The organism is Streptomyces spiralis (assembly GCF_014654675.1).
GTDB classification, from domain to species: Bacteria; Actinomycetota; Actinomycetes; order Streptomycetales; family Streptomycetaceae; genus Streptomyces; species Streptomyces spiralis.
Window position 1 is genome coordinate 110,209 of sequence record NZ_BNBC01000001.1, and the last position, 22,212, is coordinate 132,420.

A 22,212-nucleotide genomic window follows, 5' to 3' on the forward strand; every position below is an offset into this window, starting at 1 on the left:
TCGGCGTCACACAATGCCGGGATCCGATGAGGCGAACGCCGAGTTCGAGCAGCCGAACTGGACGGTCACGGCGCCGGTGTTCAACGCGCGGGACATCCACATCTCCGGCCCCGTCGGCCCGTTGCGCGGCGGCACGGTACCCGACGGCGCCGCGCCGCCTCCGGCCCCGCCGCAGGGCCCGGCGTTCCGGCGGTCGCTGGCCCGGCTGCTGTTGCGCAAGCTGAGGTCCACGAGCACCGAAAGCCAATGGCTGGGCGGCGAGCTGACCGACCTGACCGTGCTCGTCGAGGACATCAAGGGCAGTACCGCCGCCGGCAGCCGCGGTCTGCCTCGCCGCGGCCGGTACTCGACCCAGCCCCTGACCACGGCCCTGGCACAGTCCGACGCCGACCTGGTCCTGCTCCAGGGCATCGCGGGGGCCGGCAAGAGCGTCGCCCTGCGCCGGCACGCGCTGTCCCTGCTGGAACAGATCAGCACGGGCCGTGCCCCGGACAACGCACCCCTGCCCATCTATGACGTGCCCCGGGCCGGTTCCCTCGACGTGGACCGGGCCGCCCTGCGCCTGTGCATCGCCGTACTGCAGGGCCGCTCGCCACAGGTCAAGGGCCTCTCACCGGAGGGCCTGCGGCGGCTGGCCAAGTGGGAGGGCGATGCGGAGCTTCTCGACGAGCTGGGCCGGCTGGACGAGCAGCTCCGCGCCCGCTGACCGCTGCCCCGGCACCCGTTCGGCGCACCCCAGGAACATCCACCCCCCGCCCCGCGCTGTACCGGGTATGACCGAATACCGCACCGAGCACGACTCCATGGGCGAAGTCCAGGTCCCCGCGTTCGCCAAGTGGCGTGCCCAGACGCAGCGTGCCGTGGAGAACTTCCCCGTCTCCGGGCAGCGTCTCGAGCGCGCGCACATCGAGGCGCTCGCCCGTATCAAGGGCGCCGCCGCCAAGGTCAACGCGGAGCTCGGGGTGCTCGACAAGGACATCGCGCAGGCGATCCAGGAGGCGGCGGCGGAGGTCGCCGAGGGCCGGTGGGACGAGCACTTCCCGGTCGACGTGTTCCAGACGGGCTCCGGCACCTCCTCGAACATGAACACCAACGAGGTCCTCGCCACCCTCGCCGGCGAGCGCCTCGGGCGGGACGTGCACCCCAACGACCACGTCAACGCCTCCCAGTCCTCCAACGACGTCTTCCCCTCCTCCATCCACATCGCGGCCACCGCCGCCGTCACCCGGGACCTGATCCCGGCCCTGGAGCACCTGGCCGCCGCCCTCGCGCGCAAGGCCGAGGAGTTCGCGGACGTGGTGAAGTCGGGGCGGACCCATCTGATGGACGCCACGCCCGTCACCCTGGGGCAGGAGTTCGGCGGGTACGCGGCCCAGATCCGGCACGGCGTGGAGCGGCTGAAGGCCTCGCTGCCGAGGCTCGCCGAGCTGCCGCTGGGGGGTACCGCCGTGGGCACCGGCATCAACACCCCGCCGGGTTTCTCCGCCGCCGTCATCGAGGAGGTGGCCCGCACCACCGGGCTGCCGCTCACCGAGGCCCGCGACCACTTCGAGGCGCAGGGCGCGCGGGACGGGATCGTGGAGACCAGCGGTCAGCTGCGGACCGTCGCGGTGAGCCTGACGAAGATCGCCAACGATCTGCGGTGGATGTCCTCCGGGCCGCGGACCGGGCTGGCCGAGATCAGCCTGCCGGACCTCCAGCCGGGCTCCTCGATCATGCCGGGCAAGGTGAACCCCGTCATCCCCGAGGCGGTGCTCATGGTCTGCGCCCAGGTGACCGGCAACGACGCCACCGTCGCCACCGCCGGCGCCGCCGGCAACTTCGAGCTCAACGTCATGCTGCCGGTCATCGCCAAGAACGTCCTGGAGTCGGTCCGGCTGCTCGCGAACGTCTCACGGCTGCTGGCGGACCGGACCGTCGACGGGATCGTGGCCCACCGCGAGCGGGCGCGCGAGTACGCCGAGTCCTCGCCGTCCGTCGTCACCCCGCTAAACAGGTACATCGGGTACGAGGAGGCCGCGAAGGTCGCGAAGAGGGCGCTCGCGGAGCAGAAGACGATCCGTCAGGCCGTACTCGAGGGCGGCTACGTCGAGCGCGGCGACCTGACGGAGGAGCAGCTGGACGAGGCGCTGGACGTCCTGCGGATGACGCACCCGTGAGCAGTCCGCACGCGGGCGTGAACCGTGACGCTCACCGCAGCGTCGTATGCCCATGACACCTAATATCTGTGCATGACAGACGACGGAGCGACGAGACGCGTGAAGACCGGCGGTGCGACGACCCACTGGGCGCCCGGGTGCCAGATCCTTTGGCGGTACCGGGCGAACGGCGGCACGGGCTTCCACATCGCGCGTCCCGTCACCGTCGTGCGCGACGACGCCGAGGTGCTGGCCGTATGGATGGCGCCGGGCACCGAGTGCGTCAAGCCGGTGCTCGCCGACGGCACGCCCGTGCATCTGGAACCGCTCGCGTCCCGCTACACCAAGCCGCGGACCGTGCAGCGCGACCGCTGGTTCGGCACGGGCGTGCTGAAGCTGGCCCGGCCGGGTGAGCCGTGGTCGGTGTGGCTGTTCTGGGAGCCGGGCTGGCGGTTCAAGAACTGGTACGTCAATCTTGAGGAGCCGCTGACCCGGTGGGCGGGCGGGGTGGACTCCGAGGATCACTTTCTGGACATCTCCGTGCACCCGGACCGCAGTTGGCACTGGCGGGACGAGGACGAGTTCGCACAGGCCCAGCGGGACGGGCTGGTGGACGCCGGTCTGGCCGAGCGGGTGCGGGCGGCCGGCCGGTCGGCGGTGGAGGTGATCCGCGCCTGGGGGCCGCCGTTCTCGGAGAACTGGCAGCACTGGCGCCCGGACCCGTCCTGGGCGGTACCGTCACTGCCGGAGGACTGGGACCGTACGCCCGCGCACGTGTCCTCATGAGACCCTTGATGCGCCCCCGGGCGGGAAACGTAGGATCGTCCTCCGCAAGGGCGCAGGGAGGCACGGAACAGGGCAACTCCCGAAGCGGGCGCCGAGTCTGACCTAACGTCACCGAGGGGCGGCAGGACGTGAGCGAGGGGTACGAGCGCACCAGGGCCTGTCGGACAGGCCCTCGGGCCCGTCCGGCGGCACACGCCGCTGACGCGGGTCCTGCCCGTGCGGACCGCATGCGGTTCGCCGGTGGCACAGGAACAGCCTCTGACCACGCCGGAAATCCGTTCCTGGGGCACGTATTCCGGGTATCGGGTCTTCGGCGGGACGAACTGCGCGCCCGGCGCGCAGCCCCGGACGGATGGATTCGACACGCGTGACGGAGCAGCCGACCTCCTTCGAACGCCCCCAGCCGGGCGCCGACCCCGCGGACGCCCGCGGGGCACTCCTGCGTACCCCCGAACCGTCTCCGGCGTTACCGCCACAGCCGCGCCCCGCCTGCGCCCCGCCCTGCCCGGCCGCGGCGCAGGGCGCGCAGGGCGAGCCGCCGCGCGGGGCCGGGACGAACACACCGCGCGGCACCGAGGCGGCGCCTTCGGCGGGGTACGAGCACGCGCAGCCCGTGTCCGCCGAACCCGACGTGCCCCGGCCGCGCCCCGTGCCGGAGGGCATCCCGGCGCAGCCGGACGGCGCGGGCGCCAGGACCACGGGGACCACCGGAAACACGGGCACCTCCGGCGCCACAGGGCCCTCCGACGCCACAGGGCGCACCGACGTGCCCGGGACGCAGGGCACGTCCGGCCGGCGGGAGCGGCGCGGCCCCGGCGGACGGGAGCGCCGCACCGGACAGGGCCTGCCGCCGGGCCGTCCGCTGCCGATGCGGCGGGACGGGGACCGGCTGCGGTTCGTGGGCGCGGCCACCCGGCGGATCGCCCGCGGCATGGACCTGGACGAGATCGTCATGGGCCTGTGCCGGGCGACCGTTCCGACGTTCTCCGACGCCATCCTCGTCTATCTGCGCGAGCCGCTGCCGGTGGGCGACGAACGGCCGGTGGGCCCGCTCGTGCTGCGGCTGCGCCGTACCGACCGGATACCGGCCGAGCGCGACCCGGAGGTCGGGTTCCTGCCCGCGCCCGCGCCCGAGCAGCCGGCCGAGCTGTCCGTGGTCACCAACGAGCTGTGCGAGGTACGGCCCGGCAGCGCGCTCGGCGAGGTGCTGCGCGGCGTACGGCCGGTGTTCACGGACACGGACCCGGCGGGCGCCGCGCTGAGCGAACTCCTCGGCGAGGGCTCGGAACTGGCGGTGCCCTCCGGGCAGCGCACGATTCTCGCCCCGCTGCGCGGGCGGCGCCGCGTGATCGGCGCCGCGCTGTTCCTGCGCCGCCCGGAGCGCCCGGAATTCGAGCCCGACGACCTGCTGGTCGCCGCCCAGCTCGCCACGCACAGCGCGCTCGGCATCGACAAGGCCGTGCTGTACGGCCGTGAGGCGTACATCGCGGACGAGTTGCAGCGCACCATGCTGCCCGAGACGCTGCCCCGCCCCACGGGGGTGCGGCTGGCCTCCCGCTATCTGCCCGCCGCCGAGACCGCGCGGGTGGGCGGCGACTGGTACGACGCGATCCCGCTGCCCGGCAGCCGGGTCGCCCTCGTCGTCGGCGACGTGATGGGCCACTCCATGACGTCGGCGGCGATCATGGGTCAGCTGCGCACCACCGCGCAGACCCTCGCGGGTCTGGACCTGCCGCCGCAGGAGGTGCTGCACCACCTGGACGAGCAGGCGCAGCGCCTGGGCACCGACCGCATGGCGACCTGCCTGTACGCCGTCTACGACCCGGTCTCGCACCGCATCACCATCGCCAACGCCGGCCATCCGCCGCCCGTCCTGCTGCACCTGGGCGGCCGGGCCGAGGTGCTGCGGGTGCCGCCGGGCGCCCCGATCGGCGTCGGCGGTGTCGACTTCGAGGCGGTGGAGCTGGACGCGCCGGCCGGCGGCACCCTGCTGCTGTACACCGACGGCCTGGTGGAGTCGCGGCTGAGGGACGTGTGGACCGGCATAGAGCAGCTGCGCGAGAAGCTCCAGGCGACGGCGGAGCTCACCGGCCCGGACCACCCGCCGCCCCTGGAAGCCCTGTGCGACGAGGTGCTGGACATGCTCGGCCCGGGCGACCGGGACGACGACATCGCGCTGCTCGCCGCCCGCTTCGACGGGATCGCGCCGAGCGACGTGGCGTACTGGTTCCTGGAGCCGGAGGACGCGGCCCCGGGCCGGGCCCGCCGCCTGGCCCGCCGCGCGCTGGACCGCTGGGGCCTGGAGGAGCTCACCGACTCGGTGGAGCTGCTGGTCAGCGAGGTCGTCACCAACGCCGTGCGCTACGCCTCCCGGCCGGTGACGCTGCGTCTGCTGCGCACGGACGTGCTGCGCTGCGAGGTCGGCGACGACGTCCCGCAGCTTCCCCGGCTGCGCCAGGCCCGCGCCACCGACGAGGGCGGCCGGGGCCTGTACCTGGTGAACAAGCTGGCCCGCCGCTGGGGCGCGACCCGGCTGAGCACCGGCAAGGTGGTCTGGTTCGAACTGAACCGGACCTGAGGCCTGAGGGGCCGGCACGCACCCCTGGACACGGCGAAGGGCGCCCGGTGGAACCGGGCGCCCTTCGCCGTGTCCTACTGGCCCGGCTGTCTGCCGTTGAGCTGTTGCTGGTCGTTCGGGTTGAGCGGATTGTCGGTGATGCCACCGGACGGCGACTGGCTCGGCGACTGCGACGGCGTCCGGCTGGGCGTCTGCGACGGCGACTGCGACGGCGACTGGCTCGGCGACTGGCTCGGCGTCCGCGAGGGCGACTGGGAGACCGGCGGCGAGCTGGACGCCGACTGCGACGGCGACTGGCTCGGCGACTGGGTCGCCGACGACGACGTCGACGGCTTCACGGCCGCGCCCTGCGTGGTGTCCAGGTCGAACTTGCTGACGCCGTCCATCACCCCGAAGGTGTACGTGGCCCAGATCTGCGCCGGGTAGCCACCGCCGTTGATGCGGCCGCTGCCCGGGATCAGCCCCGTGGCGCCCTTGAGCGACACATGGTTGTGGGTCTTGTCGTCCTCGCCGAACAGACCGACCGAGGTGACGAGGCCGGGCGTGTATCCGGTGAACCAGGCCGACTTGTTCTCGTCGGAGGTACCGGTCTTGCCCGCGACCTGCTGGCCGTCGCGCAGCGGATTGTTCCGCACCGACTTCCGCGCCGTACCGTCGTCGACCACGCCGGTGAGCACCGAGGTGACGGTGTCGGCGGCCTCACGGCTGATCGCCTGGTCGCCGATCGGGTCGTCCATCTTCACCGTGCGCGTCTTGTTCTCGGCGCGCGCGACGATGGTCGGGGTGACCTTCTTGCCGTGGTTGTCCAAGGTGGCGTAGATGCCGGCCATCTCCAGCGGGCTGGCGCCCATGGAACCGAGCGTCTGCGCGGGCACCGGCTGCATGCCCTTGGTGTCCATGCCGAGCCTGCCGGCGACCTCCATCACCTTCTCCATGCCGACGTCCACGCCCATCTGCGCGAAGACGGAGTTGACGGACTGGTTCATCGCCGTCTGGACGGTGATGTCGCCGTAGTCCTGGTCGTCCTCGTTCGGCGGGCCGAAGCCGACCTTGGTGCCGTGGTCCACGGCCTGACGGCCGCTGGTGCCGTCGTAGACGGTGTTGGCGTCGATCGGCAGGCCGTCCTGCGTCTTGGCGCCCTCGTCCAGGGCGGCGGCCAGGATCACCGGCTTGAAGGTGGAGGCGGGCTGGTAGTCCCGGCGGGTGGCGTTGCTGTAGAAGTGCTTGAAGTAGTCCTGCCCGCCGTAGAGGGCGAGGACCTTCCCCGTCTTCGGGTCGACGGAGACCGCGCCGGCCTGGACGTCGGCGTCGACCTTGCGCTTCTTCGGGTTCAGCTTGCTGGTCAGCTGGTCCTTGACCGCGCTCTCCAGGGCGGCCTGCTTCTTCTTGTCGACGTTCAGGGTGATGGTCCAGCCCCGGTCCACGACCTCGGCCTCCGCCTGGGACTGGGAGATGCCCTCGTCCTTCATCAGCTGCTGTTCCAGCTGCTTGTTGGCGAGGTCGATCAGGTAGCCCTTCTGGCCCTCCAGACCGGGGGCGCCCTTGGGGTCCTTGGGGATCGGGAACTTCATGGTCTGACGCTCGCCGGCGTCGAGCCAGTGCTGCCCGACCATGTTGTCCAGGACGTAGTTCCAGCGCGCCTGCACCAGCTTCCTGCCGGTCGGGCTCGCCACCGCCCAGTCGTACTGGCTCGGCGCCTGGAGCAGGGCGGCCAGGTAGGCGCCCTGCTCGACGGTGAGCTTGGAGGCGTCGACGCGGTAGTAGGCCTGTGCGGCGGCCTGGATGCCGTAGGCGCCGCGGCCGTAGTAGCTGGTGTTGATGTAGCCGGCCAGGATGTCGTCCTTGGACAGCTTCTGGTCCACCTTCAGCGAGATGACCAGTTCCTTCAGCTTGCGCGTGACGGTCTGGTCCTGCGTGAGGTAGTAGTTCTTGACGTACTGCTGGGTGATCGTCGAACCGCCCTGGGCGCCCTTGCCGGAGAGCGTGTTGAGCAGACCGCGCGCGGTGCCCTTCAGGTCGACGCCGGAGTCGTGGTAGAAGGTCTTGTTCTCCGCCGCGACGAAGCAGTGCTGGACTTCCTTGGGCACCCTGTCCAGCGACACGCTCTCGCGGTTGACCGTGCCCTTGCGGGCCAGGACCGAGCCGTCGCTGTACTTGTAGACGTTGCTCTCCTGCTGCGCGACGGCGTTGCCCTTGGGTATGTCCACCATCATGTAGAGCACGATGAAGGTGCCGATGCCGAGCAGGCAGAGCCCGAAGAGCGTGCCGAGGATCTTCTTCCAGGTGAACAGCCTGCGTATGCCGCTCTTGCGGGCCTTGGCGGGCCGGGCCGCCCGCCGGGCCGCGGCGCGGCCACCGGGAGCCGGGCCCGTCGCACCGCCGCCGACACCGACCGCCGGTGTCCCGGACGAGCGTCGGGGCGCCGCGCGGCGGCCACCGCGCTGGCGCGCTCGTCTCTCTTCCGCTCGTCCCATGCGTCCGTCCGCTCCGCTTCCGTCTCGGCTGTCACTCACGTACGTGGCCCAGGTCAGCTCAGAAAGCTAACACCGCCCTCTATGACAAAGGGCCCTCGATCCCGGCTTTTACGGACGTGACAATCAGCACCCGTTCCAACGGAACCGACGTCCGAGGAGGGTTCAGGGTTGCCGTGGCAGGGAAAAGTGATATCACTTAGCTAAGTCGTTGCTATGGTTCGCGACGGACGACGCCGTACGAGAACGGGGGGACCCACCATGTCCAGCTCCACCCACGACACCTCACCCGCCACCGCCGTGCCCGCCGCCCCGGAGATGCCGGCGCCGCAGGTCAGGGAGTTTCCGGCGCGCAGCATCCCGGGCGGTCTGGCCCTGCTGCTGGGCCTGCTCGGGCTGCTGGTCGCCGCGGCGCTGGTCGCGTCCGGCGCGACCGTCAGCAGCACGGGCGCCAAGGCCGCCCTGATAGTCGTCGGCATCCTCACCGGCATCGCCGCCCTGCTCGCCATGAGCGGGCTGAACATGGTCGCGCCCGGCGAGGCGCGGGTCGTGCAGCTCTTCGGGCGCTATCGGGGCACCATCCGCGAGGACGGTCTGCGCTGGGTGAACCCGTTCACCTCCCGGGAGAAGATCTCCACCCGGGTCCGCAACCACGAGACCGCCGTGCTGAAGGTCAACGACGCCTACGGCAACCCGATCGAGCTGGCCGCCGTCGTGGTGTGGAAGGTGCAGGACACCGCGCAGGCCTCCTTCGAGGTGGACAACTACCTGGAGTTCGTCTCCACCCAGACCGAGGCGGCCGTACGGCACATCGCCATCGAGTACCCCTACGACGCCCACGACGAGGACGGCCTGTCGCTGCGCGGCAACGCCGAGGAGATCACCGAGAAGCTCGCCGCCGAGCTGCACGCGCGCGTGGACGCGGCCGGAGTGCGGATCATCGAGTCCCGCTTCACCCACCTCGCGTACGCTCCCGAGATCGCCTCCGCGATGCTCCAGCGCCAGCAGGCGGGCGCGGTCGTCGCGGCCCGGCGGCAGATCGTGGACGGAGCGGTCGGCATGGTCGAGGCGGCGCTGAACCGGATCGCCGAACAGGACATCGTGGAGCTCGACGAGGAACGGAAGGCGGCGATGGTGTCGAACCTGATGGTGGTGCTGTGCGGGGACCGCGCCCCGCAGCCCGTTCTCAACACGGGGACGCTCTACCAGTGACGACGCCGGAAACGGATCCGCCCGAGGGAGCGACCCCCCGGCGCCGCCGGCCGCAGCAGCGCAAGCAGGTGCTGCTGCGGCTGGACCCGTCGGTGTACGACGCGCTCGCGCGCTGGGCGTCGGACGAACTGCGTTCGGCCAACGCCCAGATCGAGTTCCTGCTGCGCCGCGCCCTGGCGGAGGCGGGCCGCCTCCCGGGCGAGGCAGGCCCCCTGCCCCGCCGGGGCCGCCCCCCGCGCGACCCCTCCGGGGCGCCGTAGCAGAACCGTGACGATCGCCTCCCACCTGCGGTCGAGCACTACGCGTCCGCGTTTCGAGGGCGCGTAGACACCAGGTGTATACATCGCCCGTATACACCCCATGTACAGTCCTGCCCATGTCCATCGGTCACACCCTCCTGGGACTCCTGGAGTCCGGGCCCCGCCACGGCTACGACCTCAAGCGGGCCTTCGACGAGAAGTTCGGTCACGACCGGCCGCTGCACTACGGCCAGGTCTACTCGACGATGTCGCGACTGCTGAAGAACGGGCTCGTCGTCGTCGACGGCATCGAGGCCGGCGACGGTCCCGAACGCAAGCGCTACGCCATCACCGAGGCCGGCGTCACCGACGTCGAGCGGTGGCTGGCCACCCCGGAGAAGCCCGAGCCGTATCTCCAGTCGACCCTCTACACCAAGCTGGTCCTGGCCCTGCTCACCCACCGCGACGCGGCCGACATCCTCGACACGCAGCGCGCCGAGCACCTGCGCAACATGCGCGTCCTGACCGACCGCAAGCGCAAGGGCGACCTGGCGGACCAGCTCATCTGCGACCACGCCCTGTTCCACCTGGAGGCGGACCTGCGGTGGCTGGAGCTGACCGCCGCCCGCCTCGACCGGCTCCGTGAGGCGGTGACCCGGTGACCGCTCCCCCCGGCTCCCTGCTGGCCGCCCACGGCCTGCGCAAGACCTACGGCCCGACCACCGCGCTGGACGGCGCGGAGTTCTCCATCCACCCCGGCGAGGTCGTCGCCGTGATGGGTCCCTCCGGCTCCGGCAAGTCCACGCTGCTGCACTGCCTGGCCGGGATCGTCACCCCCGACTCGGGGTCGATCACCTACGACGGCCGTGAGCTGACCACCATGTCCGACGCCGAGCGCAGCGCGCTCAGGCGCTCGGAGTTCGGGTTCGTCTTCCAGTTCGGCCAGCTCGTGCCCGAGCTCACCTGCGTGGAGAACGTGGCCCTGCCGCTGCGGCTGAACGGCACGGCCCGCAAGGAGGCCGAGCGCGCCGCGCTGGCGTGGATGGAGCGCCTGGAGGTCGACGACCTCGCCAGGAAACGGCCCGGCGAGGTGTCCGGCGGTCAGGGCCAGCGCGTCGCCGTCGCCCGCGCCCTGGTCACGAACCCGCGCCTGCTGTTCGCCGACGAGCCGACCGGCGCGCTGGACTCCCTCAACGGCGAACGCGTGATGGAACTGCTCACGGACGCCGCCCGGTCCGCCAACGCGGCCGTCGTGCTCGTCACCCACGAGGCGCGGGTGGCGGCCTACTCCGACCGCGAGATCGTCGTGCGGGACGGGAAGTCCCGGGACATGGAGCGCCTCGTATGAGCGCCCGCCCGTCACCCGCCACCGCCCCGACCGAGGCGCTCCGCGCCGCCCCTTCCATTCCACAGTGGGCCCGCGATCTGCGCATGGGGGCCAAGTTCGCCGTCACCGGCGGGCGCGAGGGATGGGTCCGGCTGCTGCTGACGGCCGTGGGCGTCGGGCTCGGCGTGGCGCTGCTGCTGCTGACGACCGCGATACCGAGCGCGCTGGCGGTCCGCCACCAGCGCGACCAGGACCGCCAGGACTACACCTACGGCCCGCAGCGGCCCAAGGCGGCGAACACCCTGGTGATCGGCGACGCCGACACGTCGTACCACGGCAAGGACGTGCGCGGCCGGCTGGTGGAGCCGGAGGGCCCGCGCGCGCCGATCGCACCGGGCCTGACCGGGTATCCGGCGCCGGGCGACATGGTCGTCTCCCCCGCGCTGAAGGAGCTGCTGGACTCCGGCGACGGCAGGCTGCTGCGCGAGCGGCTGCCGTACCGGATCGTGGGGACGATCGGCGAGAGCGGGCTCATCGGCTCGCACGAACTCGCCTACTACGCCGGGGCGAAGAACCTGGCCCCGCGCATCAACGGGTGGCAGACGGCCCGGATCACCGAGTTCGGGCCGCAGCAGCCGGCGAGGGCGGAATCGCCGGACCCGGTCCTCCTGCTGCTGGTGCTGGTCGTCTTCGTGGTGCTGCTGATGCCGGTCGCCGTGTTCATCGCCGCGGCCGTACGGTTCGGCGGCGAGCGGCGCGACCGCAGGCTGGCCGCGCTGCGGCTGGTGGGCTCCGACAGCCACATGACCCGGCGGATCGCTGCGGGCGAGGCGCTCGCCGGATCGCTGGTCGGACTGGTCTTCGGCACCGTCTTCTTCCTGCTGGGCCGTCAGCTCGCGGGCTCGGTCGAGGTCATGGACGTCAGCGTGTTCCCGAGCTACCTCAACCCCGCGCCCGCGCTGGCCGCCCTGGTCGCGGTGGCCGTTCCGGCGGCGGCGGTGCTGGTCACGCTGTTCGCGCTGCGCGGGGTGGTCATCGAGCCGCTGGGCGTGGTCCGCACGGCCAGGCCCAGGCGCCGCCGGCTGTGGTGGCGGCTGCTGCTGCCGCTGGGCGGTCTGGCGATGCTCGCCCCGATGATCGGGCAGGGCCGCACGAACGGCTCCTTCAACGAATACCTGGTGATCGGCGGCGTCCTGCTGCTGCTGGTCGGCGTGACAGCGCTGTTGCCGTGGGTCGTCGAGTCGGTGGTGGCCCGGCTGGGCAACGGTGGCGTGGCCTGGCAACTGGCGGTACGGCGACTGCAGTTGAGCAGCGGTTCGGCGGCCCGCATGGTGAACGGCATCGCCGTCGCGGTGGCCGGGGCGATCGCGATGCAGATGCTGCTCGCGGGCGTCCAGGACGACTACACCAAGAGCACCGGTCAGGACACCGAACGCGTGCAGATGCAGGTCAGTCTGCCGCGGGGGGTACCCCTGATCCCGGCCGCCGAGAAGTTCACCACGACCAGGGGCGTACGGAAGGTCACCGCGCTGGGCACCGCCGAACTGGCGGACCGCACCTGGCAGCGCGGCAAGGAGCCGAACGCCGCCACGCAGCTGACCGTCGGCACCTGTGCCTCCCTGCGCGAGGTGGCCCGGCTGCCGTCCTGCCGCGACGGAGACGTCTTCGTGTCGACGGGCGGGGACACCGACGGCGACGCGGTGAAGCTCGCCCGGCCGGGCCGCGTCCTCCACCTGGACACGAGCAACGGCCCGGACGCGGGCCGGGACGCCGTCTGGACCGTGCCGGCCCGGCTGAAGCAGGCCCGCACGATCACCGGCCCGATCGGGGACACGAGCGGCGGCCTGCTGCTGACCCCGGCCGCAGCCGACGCCCAGGTGAACCGCACGCTCAGCGGGTCGGTGTACCTGGGCGTCGACGACTCGGTGCCGGACGCGCACGAGTACGTCCGTAACACGGCGGCAGCGGTGGATCCGCTCGCGAACGCGGCGCTGTGGGCGTCCACCGAGCGGTCGACGCAGTTCACCTCCATCCGCACCGGCCTGTTCGTCGGGGCCGTGTGTGTACTGGCGCTGATCGGCGCGAGCCTGCTGGTGTCCCAGCTGGAGCAGCTGCGCGAGCGCAGGAGGCTGCTGTCGGCGCTGGTCGCCTTCGGCACCCGGCGGCGCACACTGAGCCTGTCGGTGCTGTGGCAGACGGCGATCCCGATCGCCCTGGGCCTGCTGCTCTCCTCGGCCGTGGGGCTGACCCTGGGCGTGGTGCTGCTGAAGATGGTGGGAGCCACGGTGAGCGTGGACTGGCCGAGCGTGCTGTCGATGACCGGTGTCGGCGCGGGCGTCGTCCTCGCCGTCACCCTGCTCAGCCTGCCGCCGCTGCTGCGCCTGATGCGCCCGGAGGGGCTGCGCACGGAGTAGCGGCGAGGTGAGCGGAAGGGGCCCTTCCCGTCAGGCGGGCCGTCAGGCCGTCTGCCGGGAGGGGCCCTTCACGTGTCCGGGCCCAGCACGCGTACCGGCAGGGCCCGCATCTCCTCGCGCAGGGCGGCGGCCAGCTCCTGGTACTCGGCGCCGCGGGCCGCGCCGGCGCGCATGGCGAGCGCGATCCGGCGGGTGGGGGCGGGGTCGGCGAAGGAGCCGGTCAGCAACTGGTTGCTGCGGGAGGTCTCGACCTTGAGGGCGGTGCGCGGCAGCAGCGTGCAGCCGAGCCCGCCGGCGACGAGCTGGACGAGCGTGGAGAGCCCGGCGGCCGTCGTCGTCACCGGAGCGTCCTCGCGCCCCGCCTCCCGGCAGATGTCCAGGGCCTGGTCGCGCAGGCAGTGCCCCTCGTCCAGGAGCAGCAGGTTCAGCTCCTTCAGGGCCTCGCGCGGTATGCCCTCCCGGCCGCCGAGCGGGTGGTCGAGCGGGGTGACGAGCACGAAGTCCTCGTCGAACAGCGGAAGTTCGGTGACGCCGGGCACGCCCAGCGGCACGGCGAGCAGCAGCAGGTCGAGCCGGCCGCCGGCCAGCCCCTCCAGCAGGCTCGCGGTCTGCTCCTCGTGGACCTGGAGGTCCAGGTCGGGGTAGCGGTCGTGGACCAGACGCAGGACCGTGGGCAGCAGATACGGCGCGACGGTCGGGATGACGCCGAGCCGCAGCACGCCGGTGAAGGGCGCCCGGAGGGCCTCGGCCTCCTCCAGCAGGGCACCGACCTCGTCGAGCACCGCCTTGCTGCGCACGGCGAGGCGCTCCCCGGCGGGCGAGAGCAGCACCTTGCGCGTCGTACGCTCCACCAGGGTGACCCCGAGGGTCTCCTCCAGCGCGGAGACGGCGCCGGAGAGCGCCGGCTGGCTCATGCCGATCGCGGCGGCGGCGTCCCGGAAGTGCAGATGCTCGGCCACGGCGGCGAAGGCGCGCAGCTGGGAGAGACTGGGCAACTGCCTCCGGCGCCCGCCCACGTTACCGACAGTCACTGATAGCTACCTCCGATCAACACGACCAAGTGTAGCTATTTCCGCAATCAATCGACGGTGTGCCACCATCGGCAAGGTCCAACCCCATGGGAAGCCCCGCCAAAAGTGGTGTTTCCTCGCTGCAAGGAGAGCGTGTGCTCACTGTCGGTGACAAGTTCCCCGAGTTCGAACTGACTGCCTGTGTCTCGCTGGAGAAGGGCAAGGAGTTCGAGGAGATCACCCACAAGACCTACCAGGGTTGGAAAGTGATCTTCGCCTGGCCCAAGGACTTCACCTTCGTCTGCCCGACCGAGATCGCCGCCTTCGGCAAGCTGAACGAGGAGTTCGCCGACCGCGACGCCCAGATCCTCGGCTTCTCCGGTGACTCGGAGTTCGTCCACCACGCCTGGCGCAAGGACCACGACGACCTGCGCGACCTGCCCTTCCCGATGATGGCCGACTCCAAGCACGAGCTCATGCGCGACCTCGGCATCGAGGACGAGGACGGCTTCGCCAAGCGCGCCGTCTTCATCGTCGACCAGAACAACGAGATCCAGTTCTCCATGGTGACGGCGGGCTCGGTCGGCCGTAACCCCAAGGAGGTCCTGCGGGTCCTGGACGCCCTGCAGACCGACGAGCTGTGCCCGTGCAACTGGACCAAGGGCGACGAGACCCTCGACCCGGTCGCGCTGCTGGCCGGTGAGTGACGCATGTCCCTCGACTCCCTGAAGTCCGCCCTGCCGGACTACGCCAAGGACCTGAAGCTCAATCTGGGCTCGGTCATCGGCAACAGCGACCTGCCGGCGCAGCAGCTGTGGGGCACGGTGCTGGCCACGGCGATCGCCGCGCGCTCGCCGATCGTCCTGCGCGAGCTGGAGCCGGAGGCGAAGGCGAACCTGACGCCCGAGGCGTACACCGCGGCCAAGTCCGCGGCCGCGATCATGGCGATGAACAACGTCTTCTACCGCACCCGCCACCTGCTGTCGGACCACGAGTACGGCACCCTGCGGGCCGGTCTGCGGATGAACGTCATCGGCAACCCGGGCGTCGACAAGGTCGACTTCGAGCTGTGGTCCTTCGCGGTCTCCGCCATCAACGGCTGCGGCATGTGCCTGGACTCCCACGAGCAGGTGCTGCGCAAGGCGGGCGTCGACCGTGAGGTCGTCCAGGAGGCCTTCAAGATCGCCGCGGTGGTCCAGGCCGTCGCGACGACCCTGGACGCGGAGGCGGCGCTGGCCGAGTAGTACGGCCGCGCCGGCTCCCGATCGGCATCGCTCCCCGGAGCCCCGCTCACCCCTGCGGTGAGCGGGGCTCCGGCCGTTGCTCCGTCCGTGTGTCCGCCGGCCGCGCCACGACGTCGGACGAGGGGGTCGAGCCGCGCGGCCGCGGCGAGTGGCGCAGGGCCTGTTCGTGGGAGTACGCGCGCAGATACCCGACCACCGTGTTGGTGACCGCGACCAGCGGCACGGCCACCACCGCACCGCCGATCCCCGCGATCATGCCGCCCGCGGCGACCGACAGGACCACCGCCAGCGGATGGACCCGGACCGCCCGGCCCAGGATGAACGGCTGCAGCACATGCCCCTCGATCTGCTGCACCGCCAGCACCACCACCAGCACCATCACCGCCGTGAACACACCCTGGGTGACCAGCGCGACCACCACCGCCAGGGCGCCGGACACCACCGCGCCCACCAGCGGGACGAACGCGAACAGGAAGATGAACACCGCCAGCGGCACGGCCATCGGCACGTCCAGGAAGTAGATCCCCAGACCGATGAAGATGGCGTCGATCAACGCCACGATCACCGTGCCCCGCACATACGCCGTCAGCGTGCGCCAGGCGCGCGGACCGGCGCCGGCCACACCCGGCCGGGCCGCCGCCGGCACCAGCTTCAGCGTCCACTCCCAGATCCGCCGGCCGTCGTAGAGCAGGAACAGCGTGGAGAAGATGGTCAGGAGGATCCCGGTGAGCGCCTCCACGACGACCGTCACGCCCTCCAGGCCGGCCGAGGTGATCTGGTCGGTGTTGGCCCCGATGGCCTCGCGCAGGTTCTTGGCGATCTGGTTGATCTGCTTGTCGGTGACGTGGAAGGGGCTGTTCAGCAGCCACTTGCGCAGTTCGTCGATGCCGTCCTGGACCTGGTTGGAGAGGTTGTCGATGTTCTCCATGACCTGCCAGGTCACGAACCACCCGATCAGGCCCATGATGACGAAGCCGAGGATGGCGGTGAGAGCGGTGGCGGGTCCGCGCGGCAGCCCGTAGCGCCGCAGCCGTGCCACGGTCGGCTGCAGCAACGCCGTGATGAGCAGCGCGCCCACGAAGGCGAGAACCACCAGCTGGACCGCGCTGATGACCCGCATCAGCACCCACACCGTGCCGGCGAGCACCAGCACCCGCCAGCCGGCCTCCGCGGCCACCCGCACGCCCCAGGGCACGGCCTGGGCGGGGTCGGGCCGGGCCGGCACGACGGTCACATGGTCGTGGACCGGCGTGGCGTCGACGGTCGGCGCCGGTGCCGGTACGGGCTCGGCGTGCTCCTTCTCCACCTCGGCGCGGCGCTCGTCCAACCGCTCACCCATCTCGGTCAGCCCCGCGCCGAGCCGTCCGAGCCACCCTGGCACTCGCGACATGATCCGTCCTCTTCCCCCGTCTCTCCCCACCACTCCCCCCTGGAGTCGTCCCGTCAGACGCTACATGGCAACAGCCCCTCCCCCTAGGACGGGGAGGGGCTGCGCAGGGTTGAGAGGCACGGGGCCGGAACCCGGGCCGGACCGGAACCCCTTCGGGCTCCGTCGTCTCGGTACCGGTGGTTCGTCTCAGTACCAGTGGTTGGCCGACCAGAACGACCAGGCCTCGCACGGGCTGCCGTAGCGGCTGTTCATGTAGTTGAGGCCCCACTTGATCTGGGTGGCCGGGTTGGTCCGCCAGTCGGCGCCGGCGGAGGCGTACTTGCCGGCCGGCAGCGCCTGGAAGAGGCCGTAGGCGCCGGAGGAGGCGTTGACCGCCTGGTAGTTCCAGCTGGACTCGTGGTTCACGATGTTGCTGAAGCACTGGAACTGGCCGCTGGGCACCATCTGACGCGCCATCGCCTGTATCTGCGCGACGCTGTAGGAGCTCAGGACGGGGAAGCTGGAGGAGTCGCGGGCAGCGCTGCGGCTGGCCGCCTCCTTCAGCTCGGCGCGCTCCTTGGCCTCCTTGGCGGCCTTCTCGGCCTCGGCCTTCTTGGCGTACGCGGTCTCGGCGGCCGCCTTGCGCGCGGCCTCCTCGGCGTCCTTCTTGGCGCTCGTGTCCGCGGCGATGGCCTGGGCGTCGGCCTGCTGCGCGAGGGAGGCCGTCTGTACCTGGGCCTGCTGACCCGCGGGTATGTCGGCGAGCAACGTCGCGTCGGCTGCCGTCGCTTCGGCGTCGTTGTTCTGCGCGGTGCTGCCCGAGGCAACGCCGACGACGCTTCCGACAGCGGTGACCGCGGTGGCCGAGGCCACTGCGAATCCCCGGACCGAGATCCGGCTCACACGGTTTCCTTCCAGCATCGCCCGCTTCGGTGACCCTGGCGGACGCAATCGTGCCCCTGACACTGGCCTCCCAACTGCGGGGTCACGGGAGGCGCGGGCCCGGTGGGCAACTCCCGTCACGGGAGCGCCGCGTGGTGCTCGGGCGGCATACGACGACGCTATGGAGTTGGCGGTGGTGCTCGGGTGGTGCTGTACCGCTGGGGGTACAGGTGTGTCGTATGCGGGGCCTGACAGGAGTGAGACTCTGCCGTAACCCGACACCGCAAGGCAATTCTGAGTTGCGTGTGAAAGCTCACATCCCGTTTGGACCACGCGATTCCACGAATGTCCCACACACGACGGCGCCGCCCGGCTAGGCTCTCGGGCTTTGCCCGAGGCACCGGACGGCGCCAACTCCCGCACATACGCCCCATCATGGGACACCAGTGCGAACCAGGACCAACGGATCAGATGTGCCCGTCCTCCAGCATTTCGGTCACCAGTGCGGCGATCTGCGACCGCTCGGACCGGGTCAGCGTCACATGGGCGAAGAGCGGATGCCCCTTCAGCTTCTCCACCACGGCGACCACACCGTCGTAGCGGCCGACCCGCAGATTGTCCCGTTGTGCCACGTCATGGGTGAGAACCACCCGCGAGCCCGCGCCGATCCGGGACAGCACGGTCAGCAGGACGTTCCGCTCCAGCGACTGGGCCTCGTCCACGATCACGAACGCATCGTGCAGCGACCGGCCGCGGATGTGGGTGAGCGGCAGCACCTCCAGCATCCCGCGCGCGGTGACCTCCTCGATGACCTCCCGTGAGGTGACCGCCGACAGGGTGTCGAAGACGGCCTGCGCCCAGGGGCTCATCTTCTCCGCCTCGGTGCCGGGCAGATAGCCGAGCTCCTGTCCGCCGACCGCGTACAGCGGGCGGAAGACCATCACCTTCTGGTGCTGACGGCGCTCCAGCACCGCCTCCAGGCCCGCGCACAGCGCCAGCGCCGACTTGCCGGTGCCGGCCCGGCCGCCCATCGAGACGATCCCGACGTCCGGGTCGAGCAGCAGGTCGAGCGCGATGCGCTGCTCGGCGCTGCGGCCCTTGATGCCGAACGCCTCCCGGTCGCCGCGCACCAGCCGGACGTTGCCCTCGGCCGTCACCCGGCCCAGGGCCTTGCCGCGCTCCGACTGGATCGTCAGTCCCGTGTGCACCGGCAGTTCGGCGGCTTCGGGAACGTAGACGTGCCCCTCCTCGAAGAGGATGTCCACCTGTTCACCCGGCAGGGTGAGTTCGGACATGCCGGTCCAGCCGGAGTTCTCCGTGATGGCGAGCTCGGCCCGGTACTCCTCGGCGAGGAGCCCCACGGAGGACGCCTTGATCCGCAGCGGCAGGTCCTTCGAGACGACCGTGACGTCGTAGCCCTCGGCCTGGAGGTTGCGGGCGACCGCGAGGATGCGGGAGTCGTTGTCCCCCAGGCGGTAGCCCGTGGGCAGCACGCTGGGGTCCGAGTGGTTGAGCTCGACCCGGACCGTTCCGCCGAGGTCCCCGATCGGGATGGGGGCGTCGAGGCGGCCGTGCCGGACCCGGTAGTCGTCCAGCAGACGCAGGGCCTGCCGGGCGAAGTAACCGAGTTCGGGATGGTGCCGCTTGGCCTCCAGTTCCGTGACCACGACGACGGGGAGCACGACCTCGTGCTCGTCGAAGCGGGTCAGGGCGTTCGGGTCCGCCAGCAGGACGCTGGTGTCGAGAACGTAGGTGCGCCGATCTGGCTTGTGGCGCTTTGTGCTGGTCACCACGGAAGGACGTACCCCCTCGGATGAGGTCGGGGAGCGACGAAGCTGATGCCGGGCCGGGAGGGCGGGGGCATAGGGGCCGGTCGCCGGCCCCCGCACACAGGGGCCGGGAACCGGCCCTGAAGCGTCCTTGTCCGTGCTGTGACCGCACGGTGCGGCTGGTGCAAAGGGCCTCCCGGGCGGACGGCTCCGAGCCGTCCGCTGAGATCCGACACCCGTGGTTCGGGTGTCGACCTGTCTGGCTTATGCCCTCGAAAATGCGCCGCCATGCAAATGCATGGGGTGACGCACGGATGAACTCCCCATGACCGGCGGCGGTACGTATCCGCCGACCGGGTGGTTCCCGTCAGCCGCCGTAACGGCGGTGGCGGGCCGCGTAGTCGCGCAGCGCGCGCAGGAAGTCGACCTTGCGGAAGGCCGGCCAGAAGACCTCGCAGAAGTAGTACTCGGAGTGCGCGGTCTGCCAGAGCATGAACCCGGACAGCCGCTGCTCGCCGCTGGTGCGGATGACCAGGTCCGGGTCGGGCTGGGCCTTGGTGTACAGGTGGCGGCCGATCATGTCGACGTCGACGGCCTCGGCGAGGTCCTCCATGGAGACGCCCCGCTCGTGGGCGTCGTGGAGCATGGAGCGCACCGCGTCGGCGATCTCCTGGCGGCCGCCGTAGCCGATGGCGACGTTGACGAGTATGCCGCTGACGTCGGCGGTGGCCTCCTCGGCCTCCTTCAGCGTGGCCTGCATGCCCGGCGGGAGCAGGTCCATGGTGCCGACGTGGTGCACGCGCCAGCGGCCGTCGGCGGCCAGCGAGCGGACGACGTCCTCGATGATGCCGAGGAGGGGGACGAGCTCCTCCTGGGGGCGGTCGAAGTTGTCCGTGGACAGCAGCCAGAGGGTGACGACCTCGACGTCGGTCTCGGTGCACCAGCCGAGGAACTCCTCGATGTTGTCGGCGCCCGCCCGGTGACCGTGCACGGTGGTGGAACCCGCGGCCTTCGCCCAGCGCCGGTTGCCGTCCATGATGACGCCGATGTGCTTGGGCACCTGAGCGTGGTCCAGGTGGCCTTCCACCCGGCGCGTGTACAGCCTGACCAGCAGGCCGCGCAGCTTGTCGCGCAGGTTCACGTGTTCGTCAGCCCCTCCGTATGGATCGGACAGGCGCGGCCGGGGGTGTCCGTGCGTGCGGCGGCCTGGTCCGTATGGCGGTCCCCGGGGGCGAAGCCTACCCCCGGTACACCCAGGGTCTCCCAAAGGGTTGTCATGCGCGCCCTGAAGCGGCGTCCGGTTCCCACTTGTGGCAGAGCCGTGTCGAAACCCGTACCCGCGAGACGTGTATCAGACGGGGCCCCGGTCGCTCGTACAAGAAAACGGGCCGGTCCGTGGGGGGGGAGACGGACCGGCCCGAGGGGGGGTTTCCACCATAACCCTTCGTAAGTGATGCTGCGTGCATCAGCGCGCCACAACTACTCTCCGAAATCGCCCGGCGACGCGTCGAGAGCGTCGGAAGCGGCCATTCCGCGCCCGATCATGGCCGGATCTCAGCGGATTCACAGGAAAAAGAGGCGGGATGCGGCGAGATCCGGAGGGTTTGCGCCATCTGGGGAGTGCTCGGCGAGTTGTCCCCGCGTCCCTCCCACGGGCGACCCGGTCGCGAACGCCCGCTTGACGATGACGACCGCCCGGCCTCGGGGCTCCGGGGCACGCGGAGCCGCCGCCATCTGCGGGCACGGCGTCGCGCAGCCCCCTCCACTGCGCGATGCCACCCGCGCAGCTTTGCTCACGCGAATTACGTTGGTCTGAACTTACTCGAGCCATGGCAGTGAGGGGAGAGGCCTGCGGTAACGATGTGGAAACTGTGACGCCCAAGGGCCGCCGGAGGGCGGGCCCTCCGGCGCGTCACGGGCCTCACCCCGGCTTACGGGCCTCGACGAGATGGCGGGTGCTGTGCGCCACGAACGGGCCCTCCCGCCGGATCCGCTCGTGCAGCTCCCGCAGCCTCTGCTCGTACGCCTCGACCGTGAAGCCGGGGACCATCCAGATCACCTTGCGCAGGAAGTGCACGACGGCTCCGATGTCGTGGAACTCCACGCGCAGCCGCTCGGCGCGCAGATCGACGACCTCCAGACCGGCGGCCTCCGCGTCCGCCCGCTCCCGGTCGGGGTGCCGGGCGCCGCGCGACTCCTCCGGCTGCGGCCCCAGGAAGTACTCGACGAGCTCGAAGACACTGGCGGGCCCCACATGCTGGGCGAAGTACGTACCGCCGGGCCCGAGGACGCGGGCGATCTCCTCCCAGTGCGGGCGGACGGGGTGCCGGCTGACGACGAGGTCGAAGGCGCCGTCCGCGAACGGCAGCGGCGCGTCCTCGGCGGATGCCACGACCACGACCCCGTGCGGACGCAGCAGCTCGGTGGCCTTCGTCACATTGGGCGGCCAGCCCTCGGTGGCGGCGAGCAGCGCGGGACGGCGGCCGGCCCGGCCGAGGGCGAAGCCGAGGACCTCTCCTCCGCCGGTCTGCACGTCGAGCACGGCGTGCGCGCCGGACAGCCGGCCGGCCGTCGAGACGGCGTACCCCCAGGACGGCCGCGCCTCGGTGGCCCGTCCCTCGAACCACGAGAAGTCCCATCCCTCGGTGGGCACGGCGGCCCCTTCGGCGACGAGGTCCTCGAACGAGCGGTGCTGCCGGTCTGCTGTCATGCGGTGATCGTCGCAGGCGGAGGACGGTGACGGCTCCTCATTTTCGCCCGGCACCGCGACCAG

The 22,212-nt window shown here is 71.3% G+C and carries 18 protein-coding genes; 11 read left to right on the forward strand and 7 right to left on the reverse strand.

The genetic code is table 11. The features are described 5' to 3' along the window. Positions 1–13 precede the first annotated feature (13 nt). From IE318_RS00505 to IE318_RS00520, 4 genes are all read left to right on the forward strand, one after another. Positions 14–706 carry a hypothetical protein gene (locus IE318_RS00505; protein WP_189895528.1) on the forward strand — a complete coding sequence of 231 codons (693 nt, stop codon included), beginning with the start codon at positions 14–16 and terminating at the stop codon, positions 704–706. Positions 707–773: 67 nt separating this feature from the next. Then, complete coding sequence (locus tag IE318_RS00510; RefSeq protein ID WP_030176522.1) at positions 774–2,159, forward strand: class II fumarate hydratase; 1,386 nt, start codon at positions 774–776, stop codon at positions 2,157–2,159. 72 nt (positions 2,160–2,231) lie between these two features. Next, entirely contained in the window at positions 2,232–2,924 is a 693-nt protein-coding gene (gene fomD, locus IE318_RS00515; protein WP_189895529.1) for a cytidylyl-2-hydroxypropylphosphonate hydrolase, read from the forward strand. A gap of 352 nt (positions 2,925–3,276) precedes the next feature. Then, complete coding sequence (locus IE318_RS00520) at positions 3,277–5,502, forward strand: SpoIIE family protein phosphatase (RefSeq protein ID WP_189895530.1); 2,226 nt, start codon at positions 3,277–3,279, stop codon at positions 5,500–5,502. 74 nt (positions 5,503–5,576) lie between these two features. On the opposite strand, the gene IE318_RS00525 is transcribed toward IE318_RS00520, so the two are convergent. Beyond that, on the reverse strand, positions 5,577–7,976 hold the full coding sequence (locus tag IE318_RS00525; RefSeq protein ID WP_189895531.1) for a transglycosylase domain-containing protein: 2,400 nt from the start codon (positions 7,974–7,976) through the stop codon (positions 5,577–5,579). A gap of 258 nt (positions 7,977–8,234) precedes the next feature. Here IE318_RS00525 and IE318_RS00530 point away from each other — a divergent pair, with 258 nt between their 5' ends. The 5 genes from IE318_RS00530 (at position 8,235) to IE318_RS00550 (ending at position 13,165) form a co-directional block, all read left to right on the forward strand. Further along, positions 8,235–9,185 (forward strand): SPFH domain-containing protein, encoded by a 951-nt coding sequence (locus IE318_RS00530; protein WP_189895532.1) that lies wholly within the window; start codon positions 8,235–8,237, stop codon positions 9,183–9,185. Beyond that, the gene (locus IE318_RS00535; RefSeq protein ID WP_189895533.1) at positions 9,182–9,445 is read left to right on the forward strand and encodes a type II toxin-antitoxin system antitoxin; all 264 of its coding nucleotides are present in this window, start codon (positions 9,182–9,184) and stop codon (positions 9,443–9,445) included. Before IE318_RS00530 ends, IE318_RS00535 begins: the two co-directional genes overlap by 4 nt. 116 nt (positions 9,446–9,561) lie before the next feature. Continuing rightward, the gene (locus IE318_RS00540) at positions 9,562–10,086 is read left to right on the forward strand and encodes a PadR family transcriptional regulator (protein ID WP_030184295.1); all 525 of its coding nucleotides are present in this window, start codon (positions 9,562–9,564) and stop codon (positions 10,084–10,086) included. Then, positions 10,083–10,772 carry an ABC transporter ATP-binding protein gene (locus IE318_RS00545; RefSeq protein WP_189895534.1) on the forward strand — a complete coding sequence of 230 codons (690 nt, stop codon included), beginning with the start codon at positions 10,083–10,085 and terminating at the stop codon, positions 10,770–10,772. The genes IE318_RS00540 and IE318_RS00545 overlap by 4 nt, the downstream gene beginning before the upstream one ends. Further along, positions 10,769–13,165, forward strand: coding sequence for an ABC transporter permease (locus IE318_RS00550; RefSeq protein ID WP_373311029.1), 2,397 nt, complete (start codon positions 10,769–10,771; stop codon positions 13,163–13,165). The genes IE318_RS00545 and IE318_RS00550 overlap by 4 nt, the downstream gene beginning before the upstream one ends. A gap of 68 nt (positions 13,166–13,233) precedes the next feature. Here the strand turns inward: IE318_RS00550 and IE318_RS00555 are convergent, their stop codons facing one another. Beyond that, positions 13,234–14,196 (reverse strand): LysR substrate-binding domain-containing protein, encoded by a 963-nt coding sequence (locus IE318_RS00555; RefSeq protein ID WP_189895535.1) that lies wholly within the window; start codon positions 14,194–14,196, stop codon positions 13,234–13,236. Between the two features lie 134 nt (positions 14,197–14,330). Here IE318_RS00555 and IE318_RS00560 point away from each other — a divergent pair, with 134 nt between their 5' ends. Further along, complete coding sequence (locus tag IE318_RS00560) at positions 14,331–14,882, forward strand: peroxiredoxin (RefSeq protein ID WP_189895536.1); 552 nt, start codon at positions 14,331–14,333, stop codon at positions 14,880–14,882. A 3-nt stretch (positions 14,883–14,885) separates the two neighbouring features. Continuing rightward, entirely contained in the window at positions 14,886–15,419 is a 534-nt protein-coding gene (locus tag IE318_RS00565) for an alkyl hydroperoxide reductase (RefSeq protein WP_030184282.1), read from the forward strand. A gap of 46 nt (positions 15,420–15,465) precedes the next feature. Here IE318_RS00565 and IE318_RS00570 read toward each other — a convergent pair whose 3' ends face one another. The 5 genes from IE318_RS00570 to IE318_RS00590 form a co-directional block, all read right to left on the reverse strand. Continuing rightward, complete coding sequence (locus IE318_RS00570) at positions 15,466–16,809, reverse strand: AI-2E family transporter (protein ID WP_189895537.1); 1,344 nt, start codon at positions 16,807–16,809, stop codon at positions 15,466–15,468. Between the two features lie 186 nt (positions 16,810–16,995). Further along, on the reverse strand, positions 16,996–17,691 hold the full coding sequence (locus IE318_RS00575; RefSeq protein ID WP_189895538.1) for an aggregation-promoting factor C-terminal-like domain-containing protein: 696 nt from the start codon (positions 17,689–17,691) through the stop codon (positions 16,996–16,998). Positions 17,692–18,137: 446 nt separating this feature from the next. Next, the gene (phoH2, locus tag IE318_RS00580; protein WP_030184275.1) at positions 18,138–19,463 is read right to left on the reverse strand and encodes an RNA 5'-3' helicase PhoH2; all 1,326 of its coding nucleotides are present in this window, start codon (positions 19,461–19,463) and stop codon (positions 18,138–18,140) included. Positions 19,464–19,806: 343 nt separating this feature from the next. Beyond that, on the reverse strand, positions 19,807–20,580 hold the full coding sequence (locus tag IE318_RS00585) for an isoprenyl transferase (RefSeq protein ID WP_030184274.1): 774 nt from the start codon (positions 20,578–20,580) through the stop codon (positions 19,807–19,809). A 780-nt stretch (positions 20,581–21,360) separates the two neighbouring features. Then, entirely contained in the window at positions 21,361–22,149 is a 789-nt protein-coding gene (locus IE318_RS00590; protein WP_189895539.1) for a class I SAM-dependent methyltransferase, read from the reverse strand. Positions 22,150–22,212: the final 63 nt, after the last annotated feature.